The organism is Tatumella citrea (assembly GCF_002163585.1).
In the GTDB taxonomy this organism is placed as follows: domain Bacteria; phylum Pseudomonadota; class Gammaproteobacteria; order Enterobacterales; family Enterobacteriaceae; genus Tatumella; species Tatumella citrea.
The window spans coordinates 1,374,767-1,390,142 of sequence record NZ_CP015579.1; the positions used below are offsets into that span (position 1 = coordinate 1,374,767).

13 protein-coding genes are annotated in these 15,376 nt (G+C 47.7%); 7 read left to right on the forward strand and 6 right to left on the reverse strand.

The features are described from left to right. Window positions 1-16 precede the first annotated feature (16 nt). Together ybiB and rlmF are read left to right on the forward strand one after the other, a co-directional pair. Window positions 17-985 (forward strand): DNA-binding protein YbiB, encoded by a 969-nt coding sequence (ybiB, locus tag A7K98_RS06595; RefSeq protein WP_087487834.1) that lies wholly within the window; start codon window positions 17-19, stop codon window positions 983-985. A 92-nt stretch (window positions 986-1,077) separates the two neighbouring features. Then, on the forward strand, window positions 1,078-2,007 hold the full coding sequence (gene rlmF, locus A7K98_RS06600; RefSeq protein WP_087487835.1) for a 23S rRNA (adenine(1618)-N(6))-methyltransferase RlmF: 930 nt from the start codon (window positions 1,078-1,080) through the stop codon (window positions 2,005-2,007). Between the two features lie 57 nt (window positions 2,008-2,064). Here the strand turns inward: rlmF and dps are convergent, their stop codons facing one another. Then, window positions 2,065-2,568 (reverse strand): DNA starvation/stationary phase protection protein Dps, encoded by a 504-nt coding sequence (gene dps / locus A7K98_RS06605; protein ID WP_087487836.1) that lies wholly within the window; start codon window positions 2,566-2,568, stop codon window positions 2,065-2,067. Between the two features lie 817 nt (window positions 2,569-3,385). Here dps and ompX point away from each other — a divergent pair. Together ompX and A7K98_RS06615 are read left to right on the forward strand one after the other, a co-directional pair. Next, a complete protein-coding gene (gene ompX / locus A7K98_RS06610; RefSeq protein ID WP_087487837.1) occupies window positions 3,386-3,898 on the forward strand; it encodes an outer membrane protein OmpX in 513 nt (170 codons plus the stop codon). A 121-nt stretch (window positions 3,899-4,019) separates the two neighbouring features. Further along, window positions 4,020-5,342, forward strand: coding sequence for an IS4 family transposase (locus A7K98_RS06615; protein ID WP_087487838.1), 1,323 nt, complete (start codon window positions 4,020-4,022; stop codon window positions 5,340-5,342). 46 nt (window positions 5,343-5,388) lie between these two features. Here the strand turns inward: A7K98_RS06615 and A7K98_RS06620 are convergent, their stop codons facing one another. Genes A7K98_RS06620 through A7K98_RS06630 form a run of 3 tightly spaced genes read right to left on the reverse strand, consistent with a single transcriptional unit; the run spans window position 5,389 to window position 9,204 of the window. Beyond that, complete coding sequence (locus A7K98_RS06620) at window positions 5,389-6,687, reverse strand: c-type cytochrome (protein ID WP_232461598.1); 1,299 nt, start codon at window positions 6,685-6,687, stop codon at window positions 5,389-5,391. A 10-nt stretch (window positions 6,688-6,697) separates the two neighbouring features. After that, window positions 6,698-8,476: a GMC family oxidoreductase gene (locus A7K98_RS06625; RefSeq protein ID WP_087487839.1), complete on the reverse strand. Its 1,779-nt coding sequence runs from the start codon at window positions 8,474-8,476 to the stop codon at window positions 6,698-6,700. Next, window positions 8,476-9,204: a gluconate 2-dehydrogenase subunit 3 family protein gene (locus tag A7K98_RS06630; RefSeq protein WP_087487840.1), complete on the reverse strand. Its 729-nt coding sequence runs from the start codon at window positions 9,202-9,204 to the stop codon at window positions 8,476-8,478. The genes A7K98_RS06625 and A7K98_RS06630 overlap by 1 nt, the downstream gene beginning before the upstream one ends. 655 nt (window positions 9,205-9,859) lie before the next feature. Between A7K98_RS06630 and mntR the strand changes: the two genes are divergently transcribed. The 3 genes from mntR to A7K98_RS06650 all read left to right on the forward strand — a co-directional run bounded on the left by mntR (window position 9,860) and on the right by A7K98_RS06650 (window position 13,256). Then, a complete protein-coding gene (gene mntR / locus A7K98_RS06640) occupies window positions 9,860-10,327 on the forward strand; it encodes a manganese-binding transcriptional regulator MntR (protein ID WP_087487842.1) in 468 nt (155 codons plus the stop codon). A 673-nt stretch (window positions 10,328-11,000) separates the two neighbouring features. Next, window positions 11,001-11,399 carry an H-NS family histone-like protein gene (locus A7K98_RS06645; protein WP_038019697.1) on the forward strand — a complete coding sequence of 133 codons (399 nt, stop codon included), beginning with the start codon at window positions 11,001-11,003 and terminating at the stop codon, window positions 11,397-11,399. Between the two features lie 264 nt (window positions 11,400-11,663). Next, window positions 11,664-13,256, forward strand: a complete 1,593-nt coding sequence (locus A7K98_RS06650; RefSeq protein WP_087487843.1) for an ABC-F family ATPase — start codon at window positions 11,664-11,666, stop codon at window positions 13,254-13,256. Between the two features lie 87 nt (window positions 13,257-13,343). On the opposite strand, the gene moeB is transcribed toward A7K98_RS06650, so the two are convergent. Then, window positions 13,344-14,102 carry a molybdopterin-synthase adenylyltransferase MoeB gene (gene moeB / locus A7K98_RS06655; protein WP_087487844.1) on the reverse strand — a complete coding sequence of 253 codons (759 nt, stop codon included), beginning with the start codon at window positions 14,100-14,102 and terminating at the stop codon, window positions 13,344-13,346. A gap of 3 nt (window positions 14,103-14,105) precedes the next feature. Beyond that, window positions 14,106-15,341 (reverse strand): molybdopterin molybdotransferase MoeA, encoded by a 1,236-nt coding sequence (gene moeA / locus A7K98_RS06660; protein ID WP_087487845.1) that lies wholly within the window; start codon window positions 15,339-15,341, stop codon window positions 14,106-14,108. Between the last annotated feature and the right edge of the window lie 35 nt (window positions 15,342-15,376).

A 15,376-nucleotide genomic window follows, 5' to 3' on the forward strand; every position in this document is an offset into this window, starting at 1 on the left:
ACAGACAGGATATCAGATGGATATTATCCGGATAGTTAAAGAGATTGGCCGCGGAAAAAATCATGCCCGGGATCTCGATCAACTGACGGCCTTCCAGCTCTATCAGGCGATGCTGGATGATCAGATCGAGCCATTAATCCTTGGTGCTGTATTAATTGCTTTGCGGATTAAAGGTGAAAGCGAAGGCGAAATGTTGGGGTTCTGGCAGGCATTGCAGGAAAAACTGCCAAAGCTGCAGGTGCCGGAGCATCAGCCGATGCCGGTGGTGATACCAACCTACAATGGAGCCCGCCGTCAGGGAAATCTGACTCCGTTACTGGCCTTATTACTGGAGAAAATCGGTTTTCCGGTCTTTGTCCATGGTATTGATTATGACCCGACCCGGGTCACCACCGAGGCGGTACTGGCAGAGTTAAAAATTTTTCCTGTCAGCAGTATGTCTGAAGCACAGCAACAGCTAAATCAGGGTAAAATGGTGTTTATGACGGTTAGCCAGTGGTGTCCGCCTCTGGCCAGACAACTGGCTTTGCGCTGGCAACTTGGACTGCGCAACAGCGCCCACACTCTGGCTAAACTGGCGACTCCGTTTCCTGACAGTGCTGCATTGCGCCTGTCGGCAGTCTCTCATCCGGAATATATTCCGAAAGTGGCAACATTTTTCCAGCAAACCCGGTCACCCGCCTTATTGCTGAATGGTTGTGAAGGCGAAGTCTATGCTAATCCACAACGTGGGCCGGCATTATTTTGGGTGAACAGTCAGCAGGATCAGCCGGAGCAACTGACCGAACGCCTGGCGGAAAAGCCGGTTGATTTGCCACCGTCAAAATCGGCGCAGGATACGGCTCACTGGATTACCACTGTGCTTGAACGAAATATTCCGGTACCTCAACCGCTGCGTTTACAGATTGCCTGCTGTCTGGTCGCTACTGGTCGTAGTGAAACTGTTGAGCAAGGACTGGCTGTATTAGAAAGCCACGGCTATTAATATCTGCCAGTCTGTAAACAAAGCCCCGCGGGTACCACTTTGTATTACTGGCCGGCAGGGTACTAAACTGTCGGTCTTTCTTGTGAAGAACTATGAAAAAAACTATCTCTAAACCTGCCCTGCATCCGCGTAATCGTTACCAGGGTCAGTATGATATCGGGCAATTATGCAGTATTAACCCGCAACTGCAAAAATGGGTCACAACAACTCCTGCCGGGACTACCTCGGTGAATTTTGCTGAGCCGGATGCCGTCAGAGCGCTGAACCAGGCGCTGTTGAAACAGTATTACAATCTCAACTGGCAGTTAGCTGAAGGATTTTTGTGCCCGCCGGTGCCAGGAAGGGCCGACTATATTCATCATATCGCAGATTTGCTGGCTGCAGACTGGCAGGGCGGTATTCCGGCAGCGGTGGATGTTCTGGATATTGGGTGTGGTGCAAACTGTATTTACCCACTAATTGGTTATGCAGAATATGGATGGCGGTTCACCGGTTCGGATATTAACCCGGCTTCAATAGCCTCGGCCAATTCCATTGTCGCTGCAAATCCCGGGCTTCAGCGGGCAGTCCGGCTGAGACTGCAAAAACAGCCTGCTGCTGTGTTTGAAGGTATTATCCGTAAAGGTGAGTTTTATCATCTGACCCTGTGCAACCCGCCATTTCACCGTTCTGCGGAAGAGGCTCGTCAGGGTAGTGAACGTAAAATTCGTAATCTTGGTCAGTCTGGTGACAGTAAACTGAATTTTTCCGGGCAGCATAATGAGTTGTGGTGTGATGGCGGAGAACAGGGATTTGTCGGGCAGATGATCCGTGAAAGTGTGGATTTTGCGGAGCAGGTGGTCTGGTTCAGTAGCCTGGTTTCTAAAAAAGATAATCTTCAGCCTTTAAAACTGTTGCTACAGCAATGTGGCAGTAAAGAGGTGAGAGTACTGGAAATGGGGCAGGGCCAGAAGCAGAGCCGGATACTGGCATGGACCTTTCAACCCGGAGCAATCAGGAAAAAACGTCTCAGTCAGCGCTGATTTAGTAAAAGAAAAACCAGGCCCCCTGGGATGGGGACCTGTTAGCGAATGCCAGCATTACTCAATGTTGGCTTCGATGAACCACAGAAATTTGTCTAAATCTCTGGAGGCAGCGGTGAAGATATCTGCACTGTCCTCATCCGGAACTTCATCAATCGCTTTACGGACATCGTTGGCGACCAGAGCATAACGTTCTGCCAGTGCGACCAGATGTTCCTGAACAGTGTGAATATTCAGCGGGTAAGCTTTCAGGGGAGATTTGTCATTGACCACCTGAGTGGTGCCCAGTGCTACACCACCTAACTGAACCACACGCTCAGCGACAGTATCCTGGTGCTCAGTAATGGCAGTACGGAAGCCATCCAGCATTTCATGAACAGCAATGAAGTTTGCTCCACGCATATTCCAGTGGGCCTGCTTGGTAATCAGCGAGAGATCGATTAACTCAACCACCACACGGCTTAAAACTTTAATCGCTGCCTTTTTATCTTTCTCGACAACGTCGTTGCGGGTGTAAATCAGATCAGAAGCCTTAGTTTTTACCAGTTTTGCGGTACTCATTTAATGATTTCCTCTCTTGGTTGATCTTGTCTGTCAGATCTCGTGAACACGAGAACAATTATAGCAACCCTAATCAATTTTGCACGGAGGTTACGCCAATCACTGGCATTGTCCGAAGCGATAAAACCTGATATCGGGCGCTCGCAGATGACAAACAGAAACTGCTGTGGCCAGGACAGTATTTACAGCACAGGTTTTTTTATCCGGCAACAACAAACACTAAACCACGCATTGTTTATCAATACTCAGGAAGCCAACAACACGAAGAGGCATTCTTTCTGCGATGCAAAATTTGTTGTCGCATAGCCGTTGGGGGCGCTTTATCCGGTGACGGAAATAGCGTGTCAGTTTTTTGCTGCAAGACCTCGTTTCGACCGTAATCAGGATTCTGTTGGAGATAGCAATGTAGCGACACTCATTCTGATGGTTAAACGCTCAATTAACAGAAAGAATTAACTACGAATCTGAACAGGGAACAGTTGCCCGGGGAAAATCTGAGAGAAATGATTAAGGAAAATATTTTAAAAGTGATTTTTGCCACTCTGATTGCTCACTTTATAACCAAAAAGGCTTTAGAAACGTAAAGAAATGTCCGTGGTTTTTAAGATTATCCTTAAAGATTTGTCGATAGCACAAATTAATTACGGAGAGATTACAGGGTTAATTTAAAATAAAATCATGGCATTACAGAATTCTGTTTACTTTCTGTTACACCAAACAATCTGTTAGACAATAAAATTCCAGCAGAGTTTCTTGCTGGTTTTTGTTATATTTTCCCTGTTGTCAGAAAAAAAGTCGTTTCACATTTGAGGTGATTATGAAAAAAATTGCATGTCTTTCAGCATTAGCTTGCGTACTGGCGGTTTCTGCCGGTTCAGCAATGGCACAGAGCACCGTTAGCGCAGGTTACGCACAGAGTGATTATCAGGGCGTACTGAACAAAGCTAATGGCTTCAACCTGAAATATCGTTACGAAGATGGTTCTAACCCACTGGGTTGGATCGGATCTTTCACTTATACCGAAAAAGATCGTAACACCGGTAATGATTATCAGAAAGGTCAGTACTATGGCTTCACTGGTGGTCCTGCTTACCGTCTGAATGACTGGGCGAGCATCTACGGTGTTGTAGGTATCGGCTACGGTAAATTCCAGCTGAACAACCAGACTTCTTACCAGAAGCAAGATACCAGCGATGTTGGTTTCTCTTATGGTGCAGGTATGCAGTTTAACCCAATCGAAAACGTTGCTATCGACGTTGGTTACGAGCAGAGCCGTATCCGCAGCGTAGACGTGGGTACCTGGATCACTGGTGTTGGTTACAGCTTCTAATAAGCTGCTTGCCAATACGAAAAAACGGCCCAACGGGCTAATGCCGATCGTTTAAGGATCATTTGACCGATCCGGTGGTTGGTGTAAAAAGGGTTCATGTGCAGACATGGACCCTTTTTAAATGGAACTTTCGCAAGCTCTCGGCATTATTAATCTCACTGCTCCCGAAGAAGTACAGAGCCTCTCTGACCTGCTCTCTCCTGACCTCATCCGACAGGCGTTTTCCCTCACTGATACCGTCACGCTGCGTAAGCGTAAACTTCCCCTTGAGTCGATGGTCTGGCTGGTTATCGGTATGGCCATATTCAACAATAAGCCCATGAGCCATATCGTGAATTTGATGGATATTGTTGACCGGACCGGACGGTCATTTACCGCACCCAGCTCTGTGATTGCCCGCCGAAAAACACTGGGCGAAGATGCCATCCGGGTCCTGTTTGATCTCACTCAACAACACTGGCACGAAGAAGCCAGACATCCTCTCTGGCACGGGTTGACGCTTAATGCTGTTGATGGCGTTGTCTGGCATACCCAGGACACTCCTGAAAATGCAGAGGCCTTCGGCAAAGCATCTAATCAGCATGGTGAACGCGGTTATCCTCAGGTTCGTATGGTGTGTCTGATGGAACTCAGCAGCCATCTGCTGCGTGCAAGTGTGTCAGGTCGCTACGATATCAACGAAATGCGGCTGGCCGCTCAGCTGGCAGAAAATGCACCGGATAACAGTATTACGCTGTTTGATAAGGGCTTTTACTCTTTAGGGTTGTTACATGACTGGCATAATGCAGGTGAAAATCGCCACTGGCTAACGCCGCTGAAAAAGAACACTCAGTATGAAGTGGTACGAAAGCTCGGCAGGCAGGACGAACTGATACGACTGAAAACCACGCCTCAGGCCAGAAAGCAATGGAAAGGCCTGCCGGAAGAACTCATAGTGAGGCTAATCAGGCGGAAAGTGAACGGGACGGAACGGCAGGTAGTCACTTCCATGACAGATGCGATGCGTTATCCGGCGACTGACGTGGCAGAACTTTATAAGCATCGCTGGGAAATCGAGCTGGGATATCGTGAGGCAAAGCAGTTTTTACTGGGAAACCGCTGGACGCTGAGAAGCCGGTTGCCCGATCTGGTGAAGCAGGAGCTATGGGGAATACTGCTGACGTATAACCTGGTGCGTTACCAGATGATTAAAATGGCGTTCAGCCTGAAAGGAAATTACCTGCCTTACCAGTTGAGCTTCAGCGGTGCAGTATCAGAGATATTACGGCTACTGATCGGTCTGCCGTGGGCTTCACCGGGAGCCATCCCGGGTCACCTTAAACACTTTTACAGTAATGCCGGGATGCTGAAACTGCCACCACGACGAGAACGGGAATATGTGAGAGAAGTGAGGGAGAAAAGGTCGAAATATCCCTTTAAAAACAATGCCGGTCACCTTAAGTGACCGGCATTAGCCCAACGGGCCGTTTTTTTATTTCCGGTAACCAGTGCTACTTAGCAGCCTGAGAAGCGGGTTTCGGGATTAGCTTGCGGATATCGGCAACCTGACTGGCTGTGACCGCAGCAGCATTATTCCCCCATCCCTGACGGATAAAGGTGGCGACATCCGCGACCTGCTGATCCGATAACCGCCAACCAAAGTCCGGCATGGTTAATCCGGTCGGCATATCTGGTGTCACTGCGCGTTGTCCCCCCTGCAAGATAATATGAATCACTGATGAAGGGTCACTGTTCAGTACTGCGGAATTGCCTGCCAGTGACGGGAACGTTTTATCATACCCTTTACCATCCGAGCGATGACAGGCAGAACAGTTATCCAGATAAACCTGTGCACCCGTAGCAGAAACATCGCCTTTAAAAAGTGCCTGAGCGGTAGCATTATTACTGGCTGGCGCCTGCGTCTGGTGTGCCGCAGGCAGCGATTTCAGATAGACTGCAATTGCCTGAAGATCACTGTCGGTAAGATAGCTGGTACTGTCATGAACCACCTCTGACATGGAACCAAAGGCAGAGCTTTGTGCCGTTACACCATTTTTCAGGAAACTGACAATGTCCTGTTGTGACCAGCGACCCAGACCATCAGATTGCGTGCCGGTGAGATCCGGTGCATACCATCCTTCCAGTGTGTTACCCGTCAGATAAACCGGATCACTTTGATCAAGTGCTTTCTCCTGGAATGCTATACCTCTCGGAGTGTGGCAGGCTCCGCAATGTTCCAGCCCCTCGACCAGATACGCCCCCCGTTGCCATTCTGCCGATTTACCTTCGACAGGCTGAAAACGCTTATCATCGGTAAATGTCCAGCGCCAGAATGCCAGTGGCCAGCGCATACTCAAAGGCCAGGGGATATCAGAGGCTTTATTCTGCTGGCTGACCGGTTTAACCTGCTGCATAAAATAGTTATACAGATCATGCATATCCTGGTCTGATATCCTGGTAAAAGAAGCATACGGCATCGCCGGATAGAGGGTTGATCCGGATTTACTGACTCCCTGGCGTACAGCTTTGACAAAGTCATCGTAACTGTAATTACCGATCCCGGTATCTTTATCCGGAGTGATATTTGTTGAATAGATGGCCCCTACCGGCGTCGTCATTTTCAATCCACCGGCAAAAGGTTTGCCTCCTTCTGCTGTATGGCAGGCAACACAGTCGCCGGCTCTGGCCAGATATTCTCCGCGGGAAAGCGATGTGCTGTCTGACGAGGCAGGACTGTTATCAGCGTAAACAGAGCCACAAAACCCAGCCAGCATAATAGCCAACGGGGTAAACACCCTTAATTTCTGCATACCATGTTCCTTATATTGTAACCAGCGGGCCAGGTGCAGCCAGATAGCGGGTTTTAATCGCATGTGCCGAGAACAATGCTGTAGCACAGACAATACCTGTCGGGTTGTAGGCCAGGTTTTGCGGGAAACAGCAGGCTCCAAGGACAAACAGGTTAGGAACATCCCAGCTTTGCAGGTATTTGTTGACGACGCTGGTGCGGGGGGAGTCGCCCATGACTGCACCGCCGGTAGTATGTGTTGACTGATAAGGGCGAACATCATAGTGACTGTTCATGTTCATAAAGCCCATTTCATAGTGTGGCGGATTAATGACCTTGATGATCTCTTCAACTTTTCCGCCAATAAACTCAGTCATTTTCAGTTCATTAGGTTGCCAGTCGAACGTCATTCTCAGTAATGGTTGTCCGTTAACATCATGATAAGTCGGGTCCAGATCGAGATAACATTGCCGGTAGGGCATTACCGAACCTGAAGCACCAATAGACATGGTATGTGCATAGTGGGTTTTTATTGCGGTTTTCCAGCCACTTCCCCAACGGGGAGCGTCAGAGGGTAGCAGTGTCTGTTGAATAGGACGGCCACCACTGAATGCTGCAGAAATTGTTGAGCCGCCGACAAATCCAAGCGATGAATGGTCGAAGTTTTCGGCATTAAAGTTGTCGATAAAGGTTGCTGTGGTACCTGTAGCCGCGAACGGTTTAAAATCCTGATCAGGTCCAAAAAACAGTTTTGAACCTCCTGTCATCTGGTAAGCATAATTTCGCCCGACAACACCTTCGCCGGTTTGCGGATCATAGGGCTTACCGATTTTAGAGAGTAATAACAACCGGACATTATGCAGCTGGAAAGCACTAAGAATCACCAGGGATGCAGGTTGTTCCACTTCATTACCGCTGCCATCAATATAGGTCACTCCGGTAGCTTGTTTACCCGTATTATCGGTATTGACCCGAATCACCTGGGCGTTCGTTCGCAGTTCGAAATTATCATAGGCCTTGAGTGACGGAATTACGCAACTTTGTGGAGAGCCTTTGGAATAATTGAAACAACCAAAGCGTTCACAGAAACCACAATAGTTACATACTCCCAGTTGCACTTTATAAGGGTTGGTCCAGGCTTCGGTACAGTTAGCAGCAGGGCAAGGGAATGGGTGATAACCCATTTTTTCTGCCGCTTTGGCGAACACATCACCGGCATACAAGCGTTGCAGTGGTTTGGTCGGGTAGGGGTTTTGTCTGGGCTGTTCAAACGGGTTTCCGCCTGACTGAATTTCACCATTCAGATTGCCAGCTTGTCCGGAAGCACCACATATTTTTTCGAATTTGTCGAAAAAAGGTTCCATCTCTTCATAAGTGAAAGGATAGTCCTGGACGGTCATATCCTGCGGAATAAAATTCGCGCCATATTTCTCAACCAGAGTTGAGTGCATTTTTAAATCGGCGGCCAGTGGACGCCACAACATGCCATTCCAGTGGACACCTGCGCCACCCACACCATTACCTGGCAGAAAGGACCCAAAACGCCGATAAGGCAGTGCTGTCTGGGACGAAGTATGACGGACGGTGACGGTTTCCCGTGCTGCGTTCTGAAATAATTTCAGACGAATGCCATAGGTGAGTTCATCGGTTATACGTGGATAAGCAAAATCCGGATAAGTATCTCGTTGTTCACCTCGTTCCAGCGCGACGATCTTTAATCCGGAATCTGCTAATTCACGGGCCATCAGAGAACCTGTCCAGCCAAAGCCAACAATGACGATGTCGGCTGCCGGTTTTTTAGTTGTTGCCATCAGACACTCCTTTTACCGGAAATACTCACAGGGCCCAACGGGTATGGGACATTTGGCTGTGCTACGGTGTCGGTATAATCTGCACGAGCCCCCGGGTAACCAATCAGTTTCCATGAAGCCAAAGTCTGATTGCCTCCATGTACCGGGTCTGCAAGGTAGCCTTCCTTGGTGTTATCCAGCAGTTGCTCAAAAAATAACGAACCACTCAGATTGTTATCCGTCAGGGTATTCTTTTCGAGTAACTGTAATACCTGATCCTGCTGGTCGGTGGTGAGTTGAGCAAACGACTTATGAAATGTTTGCTGGCAGTAGTGCTCAGTGAGTGCAATCCCCTGGCGATAAAGCTCACGAGGCACCAGAGGGGACTGGTAGCCCAGGGTCGGGTCGCTGTGGGATGCGAAAGGGGGCTGCATATACCAGAGGTGTCCGTAACCATAAGGGAGTTCCATCTGACGATCGATGTAGACCGGAACACCTTCACTGACAGCTCCCGCCCCGTTCTGATCTTCCGGAATTAGCCGATCAACTGCGGCATTAATAAACGCCCATTGCTGAGGGTCAAAAAATTGCGGTACGTAATCCTGAGTGACTGCCGGAGTTTTTTTTTCGGCAGCCTGGCTGGTGGCAAAAGGAGTACCTGTGGCTGCAACTAAAGGGATTAGCGATAGAGAACGTTGTAAAAAAAGTCGTCTGCCGGTGGAGTCCTTACTCCGGGGCGTATTTTTCATACCATTGCTCCTTCCATAAGTATTTTCAGATAACGGCCTGTGAATTAAGGCTCTGAGGCTAATAAATCACCTGAAAATGGAAGTTACAATGCAAAAGATAGCGTGCTATCTATACGACAGGAAGAGGTGGTTTTTTTACGTTGAAAAACAAGCTTATACCCATGGTTCTGATAAGGGTATAAAGTGTAAATATTTATTTTATGTAACTCTAATGTTAATTTTTTGTATATTTTCAAATGACGATTTAGAGCAAATCACTGGAGAATCCCCCCGGCTTATGCTTTTAAACTGTCGAAGCACAATGTTGACCAACATCAGGCGTAGGCTAAAAGGGGAGTGAGAATAGAGATATTTCAGCCACTGAGAGCTGTTGACCTTTGTTTCTGCTGATGAATGGTGTCGGCAGGCTGTACATTGTAATGAACTGTTCACAGTTGTCTCTCCTTTAACCGGACATCCGACCGCAATTCATCCCCTTTTGTTACCGGAAAATTGCGCGTGGATGTATAATCAATGAACAAGGTATAGCATTAGCTATAACTTTTAGCCACGGCTATTGATGAAAAATTTGAGCTTCTGCACAGCTGGTTTACAATACGCGGCAGATTGCCGGTTTCTAATCAGGAGATCGGCAAGATTATAAAGAGGAAGTTGAATGAATCGTCGAGCAAATAATGTCAGCACTCCTTTGGGTGCAATAAAGGATGTCGAAGAGCACGTAGAAGGATTCAGGCAGGTCAGGGAAGCACACCGTCGCGAGCTTATTGATGATTATGTTGAGCTAATCTCTGATTTGATTCATGAATTTGGCGAAGCACGCCAGGTGGACATGGCTGCCAGGCTGGGCGTTTCTCAGCCGACTGTCGCTAAGATGCTGAAGAAGCTTGCCAGTACCGGGCTGGTGGAACAGGTTCCTTATCGTGGTGTTTTCCTGACCCCGGAAGGTGAAACGCTGGCGGAGCAAAGTCGCGAACGTCATCATATTGTTGAAACCTTCCTGCTGACATTAGGTGTGAGTCAGGAAATTGCCCACCGTGATGCCGAAGGCATTGAACATCACGTGAGCGAAGAAACACTGGCCATATTTAAAGCTTTTTATCAAAAGCAGCAGTCTGGTAAATAAATCTCTGAGATTTAAGCTTTACGCTATTGCATGAATATCACCAACCTGGCTTATCCTGAGGTTGAATCTTTCCCCCGGGAGCCAGGGGCATAGAGGTAGCAGTGATCTGTTACCTGCTGATACCGGCGGCAGGTCACTTTATTCCTGATAAAAAAAAATAAAGTTCTGTTTATGCCTGCAGCGATATCGTGGAAATTTTCTGACGGTAAATCGCAACAAAGCCTGTAGTAATAGTAAATGAGTCAGACAATTAATCACCACCACTGTCGCCGTTTTCCGGTAAAAGGCCCATTTTCAGGATGGGTAATGAGCTGAATTTTGATTAATCACATCACCGGATTGTATCAATATAAGCAACAGCCCTGTTTTTTCTGTCATGTTATGATTAGAAAAGAAGACTTAAGTAATTAATCAGGACTAAATGTAATGTGGTGCTTATGTCATATACAGATTAGCGATATCAGGAAACTCTACTTCTGCTACCTGTAGGTAAAGCTTAGGCATAAAACTGTTACACTGTTAAACAACCGTTAATTCTTATTCTGCCTGTAACCGATAATGCTAATTTCAAAATTTAAATTATATAATCAGTAATAGGCTATTTATTTTTCTATTTAAATTAGGTAACCTCAGCCCCACAGTTAATTGTACCCGGATAAGCAAGGAAAATATGATGAGTGATGCATTTAAAGTTCTCAATAACATTCGCACTCTGCGTGCACAGGCCCGTGACCTGGCATTGAGTGATCTGGAAGAAGTTCTGGAAAAACTGACCGTCGTTGTTAATGAACGTCGTGAAGAAATTGAAGCTGAACAAGCTCAGAACCGTGAAAAAGAAGAGAAACTGACAAAATACCGTGAAATGCTGTTAGCCGATGGTATTGACCCGAACGAATTACTGGGTGCGATTGAAGTCAGCAAAAAGCGTGTTAAACGCGCTCCGCGCCCGGCTAAATATAAATACACCGACGAAAACGGTGAAAGCAAATCATGGACTGGCCAGGGCCGTACCCCGGCAGCTATCAAAAAAGCGCTGGACGAAGGTAAAAGTCTGGACGATTTCCTGATCTAATCAGGTGCAAAACTCCTTGTTAGTGGGAGAGCCAGTGACATTTTGTTGCTGGCTTTTTTGCTTTTATTGAGTAGCATGATCATCTGGTCAGGGACAGTAAACAGATTGTCTCTGATGTCACCGGCATTGTTCCGGTATCCGGGATTGCCAGCCTGTTGTCTGCAGTCCCGCAACCACAGTATCCTGAGGTGCCAGAAAGCATTGTATACAGACAGCGTTCTGGCAGCATTTTTCCTGAGTTTGATTTATCTATAAGGCTATCCCGTGTTAGTAACCAGTAATGTGACGATGCAGTTTGGCAGTAAGCCATTGTTTGAAAATATCTCTGTAAAGTTTGGCGGAGGGAATCGTTATGGTTTAATTGGTGCCAACGGCAGCGGTAAGTCAACGTTTATGAAGATCCTTGGCGGCGATTTGCAGCCAAGTAATGGTAATGTCTCTTATGATCCCAACGAACGTATTGGTAAATTACGCCAGGATCAGTTTGCTTTCGAAAACTTTACCGTCCTTGATACGGTCATTATGGGACATAATGAACTTTGGGAAGTAAAACAGGAACGTGACCGTATTTATTCTTTACCTGAAATGAGTGAAGAAGAAGGGTATAAAGTGGCTGAACTGGAAGTTCAGTATGGCGAAATGGATGGATATACTGCCGAGTCCCGTGCCGGTGAACTACTATTAGGTGTGGGTATTCCACTTGAGCAACATTATGGTCCGATGAGTGAAGTTGCTCCGGGCTGGAAATTACGTGTGTTGCTGGCTCAGGCTCTGTTTTCTAATCCCGATATATTGTTACTCGATGAACCAACCAACAACCTCGATATTGATACTATCCGTTGGCTGGAGCAGGTTTTAAACGAACGTAACAGTACTATGGTTATCATTTCGCATGACCGTCATTTCCTGAATATGGTCTGCACTCATATGGCTGATCTGGATTATGGTGAACTGCGGGTTTATGCCGGAAATTATGATGAATATATGACGGCGGCAACTCAGGCCCGTGATCGTTTATTATCAGATAATGCCAAGAAGAAAGCTCAGATTGCTGAATTGCAGTCATTCGTCAGCCGCTTTAGTGCGAATGCCTCTAAATCACGTCAGGCAACTTCCCGTGCTAAACAAATCGACAAAATTAAACTTGATGAAGTTAAAGCCTCCAGTCGTCAGAATCCATTTATTCGTTTTGACCAGGATAAGAAACTGTTTAGGAATGCTCTGCAAACGGAAGAATTAAGTAAAGGTTTTGATAAAGGACTGCTGTTTGACCGTTTCAACCTGTTACTTGAAGTCGGAGAAAAAGTGGCAATTATCGGTGCCAACGGTATTGGTAAAACCACTTTACTGAAAACACTGGTAGGCGATTTAGCTCCGGATAACGGTACCGTTAAATGGTCTGAAAATGCCAGTCTGGGATATTATGCCCAGGATCATGCAGCAGACTTTGCCAATGACCTGACAGTATTTGACTGGATGAGTCAATGGAAACAGGAAGGTGATGATGAACAGGCGGTTCGCAGTATTCTCGGACGTCTGTTATTTTCTCAGGACGATATTAAAAAGCCTGCGAAGGTTCTGTCCGGGGGTGAAAAAGGGCGGATGCTGTTTGGTAAATTAATGATGGAAAAACCAAACGTGCTGGTAATGGATGAGCCTACCAACCACCTGGATATGGAATCCATCGAGTCGCTGAATATGGCGCTGGAAATGTATGAAGGGACACTGATCTTTGTCTCTCACGACCGTGAATTTGTCAGCTCACTGGCAACCCGAATTATTGAGATTAAAGCCGGAGATATCACTGATTTCTCAGGCAGCTACGAAGATTATTTACGTAGCCAGGGTATTTCCTGATTCACAGGCTGTCCGCCAGGACAGCCTGCAGTGGCTCACTGCCAGCACAGAATACAGGCGTAGCGGTCTGTATTCTGTGCTGTATCTTTAGTGGGCAGCCTGACCGCAGACTTCACACTCAGGGTCTCGCATCAGACGGATTTCACGAAACTGTGACGTCATCGCTTCATATAACATAATTTTACCACTCGCTGTCTCACCATATTCTGTGAGTACCTTGATAGTCTCCATGGCCTGCATAGCACCAATAACCCCGACCAGAGGGGCCATCACACCGGCTTCTACACAACTCAGGTTTTGCTCACCAAACAGACGGCTCATACAGCGATAACATGGCTCATTTTCCTGCCAGCGAAATACGGATAACTGACCTTCCATTCGGATTGCTGCGCCAGAAATCAACGGTACTTTATGCCGAAAACAGGCAGCATTCAGGCACTCCCTTGCAGTTACATTATCACTGCAATCAACGACTGCATCATGGCTACGAACCAGACTGTCAGCGTTATCTTCACTCAGTGGCTCACTGAGGGTATTCAGCGTGACCCACGGGTTGATTTTTCGGAGTGACAACACTGCCGAATCTGTTTTCGCCATTCCGAGAGTGTCGTCACTGTGCAGTATCTGCCGCTGAAGATTGGAGAGCGATACCTTGTCAAAATCAACCAGAGTCAGTTCCCCGACTCCTGACGATACCAGCCACGGGGCTGCTGCACAGCCCAGACCTCCCAGACCAACTATCAGTACCCTGGATGATTTCAGTTGCTCCTGCCGGTCAAAATCAAATCCTTTAAGCACCAGTTGTCGGTTATAGCGAAGTATCTCTTCATCGTTCAGCGGCGTCATGGCTTAGTCACTCAGCAGAGAGTTAAATGGCTCGATTATCACGGTCTCGCCAGGTTGCACGTTGCTGCGATCACGTTCCAGAACAATAAAGCAGTTGGCTTTGGAAAATGAACTGAATACATGTGAGCCCTGGTGAGGGGTTGGAGCCACCTGCAAGCTGCCATCGGCTGCAGTAGTAAAATACCCACGCTGAAAATCGAGCCGGCCAGGCATTTTTTTCAGTAATGTTCCGGCACGGGCGGTCAGTCGCTCAGGGAGAGCACTCTGTGTCTGTCCCAGCAAGATTGCCAGCATAGGCTGAACCAGTTGATAGAAGGTGACTACTGCAGAAACCGGGTTGCCCGGCAAGCCACAGAACCAGCTTTCCGATAACCGGCCAAAAGCAAACGGTTTACCGGGTTTCATCGCCAGTTTCCAGAAGGTAACCGTGCCTAATTCTTCAAGCATATCGCGGGTGAAATCGGCTTCACCGACGGAGACCCCTCCGGTGCTGATGACCACATCAGCCTGCCGGTTAGCCTCTTCGAACGCATTTCTTAGCTGTTGTGGATCATCAGCAATAATTCCTAAATCGACAACTTCACAGCCGAGCTTTTCCAGCATCAGACGGATAGCAAAGCGGTTGGTATCATATAGCTGGCCTTCCTGCAGGGGCTGACCAACAGGTACCAGTTCATCACCGGTGGAAAACAGTGCAACACGTAAGCGACGCAGGACACTGACTTCACTGATACCCAACGAGGCCAGTAAAGGCAATTGTGATGCTCCCAGCCGGATTCCGGAATCCAGAATCTGTTCACCGGTACGGATATCTTCTCCTGCACGGCGAATATTTTGGCCCAGGGAGGCTTCTGTACTGAAACTGACGCCTTGTTCGGTCACTTCGGCCTGTTCCTGCATGATCACGGCATCAGTGCCGGGAGGGATTGGGGCGCCAGTCATAATCCGGACGACTGAACCTGCAGGCCACTCTCCGTGAAAAGGAACGCCTGCCAGGGCTTTACCTGCCACAGGTAGCGGGTGTGAAAGTTGCAGGTCTGCTATCCGGACAGCATATCCATCCATAGCTGAATTATCGAAGACCGGCACTGCCATCGGAGAGATCACTGGTTCAGCAGTGATTCGTCCTACAGCATCGTTCAGTGCAAGACTCACTTTGTCCCGGATGGGGGAGAGCTGCTGGCGGATTAAGTTCTGTGCATCTTCCAGAGAGATTAGTCCGGAGGTAAAGGGTTCCATATTGGCTCCTGCCTGGTTTTCGCTATGCGGGAAGG

Bases quoted from the DNA above. Each gene is read 5' to 3' on its own strand.
- moeA (WP_087487845.1), bottom strand. From the start codon at position 15,341: ATGGAACCCTTTACCTCCGGACTAATCTCTCTGGAAGATGCACAGAAC.
- mntR (WP_087487842.1), top strand. From the start codon at position 9,860: ATGAATCGTCGAGCAAATAATGTCAGCACTCCTTTGGGTGCAATAAAG.
- A7K98_RS06630 (WP_087487840.1), bottom strand. From the start codon at position 9,204: ATGAAAAATACGCCCCGGAGTAAGGACTCCACCGGCAGACGACTTTTT.
- rlmF (WP_087487835.1), top strand. From the start codon at position 1,078: ATGAAAAAAACTATCTCTAAACCTGCCCTGCATCCGCGTAATCGTTAC.
- ompX (WP_087487837.1), top strand. From the start codon at position 3,386: ATGAAAAAAATTGCATGTCTTTCAGCATTAGCTTGCGTACTGGCGGTT.
- A7K98_RS06620 (WP_232461598.1), bottom strand. From the start codon at position 6,687: ATGCAGAAATTAAGGGTGTTTACCCCGTTGGCTATTATGCTGGCTGGG.
- A7K98_RS06625 (WP_087487839.1), bottom strand. From the start codon at position 8,476: ATGGCAACAACTAAAAAACCGGCAGCCGACATCGTCATTGTTGGCTTT.
- A7K98_RS06645 (WP_038019697.1), top strand. From the start codon at position 11,001: ATGAGTGATGCATTTAAAGTTCTCAATAACATTCGCACTCTGCGTGCA.
- A7K98_RS06615 (WP_087487838.1), top strand. From the start codon at position 4,020: ATGGAACTTTCGCAAGCTCTCGGCATTATTAATCTCACTGCTCCCGAA.
- dps (WP_087487836.1), bottom strand. From the start codon at position 2,568: ATGAGTACCGCAAAACTGGTAAAAACTAAGGCTTCTGATCTGATTTAC.
- moeB (WP_087487844.1), bottom strand. From the start codon at position 14,102: ATGACGCCGCTGAACGATGAAGAGATACTTCGCTATAACCGACAACTG.
- ybiB (WP_087487834.1), top strand. From the start codon at position 17: ATGGATATTATCCGGATAGTTAAAGAGATTGGCCGCGGAAAAAATCAT.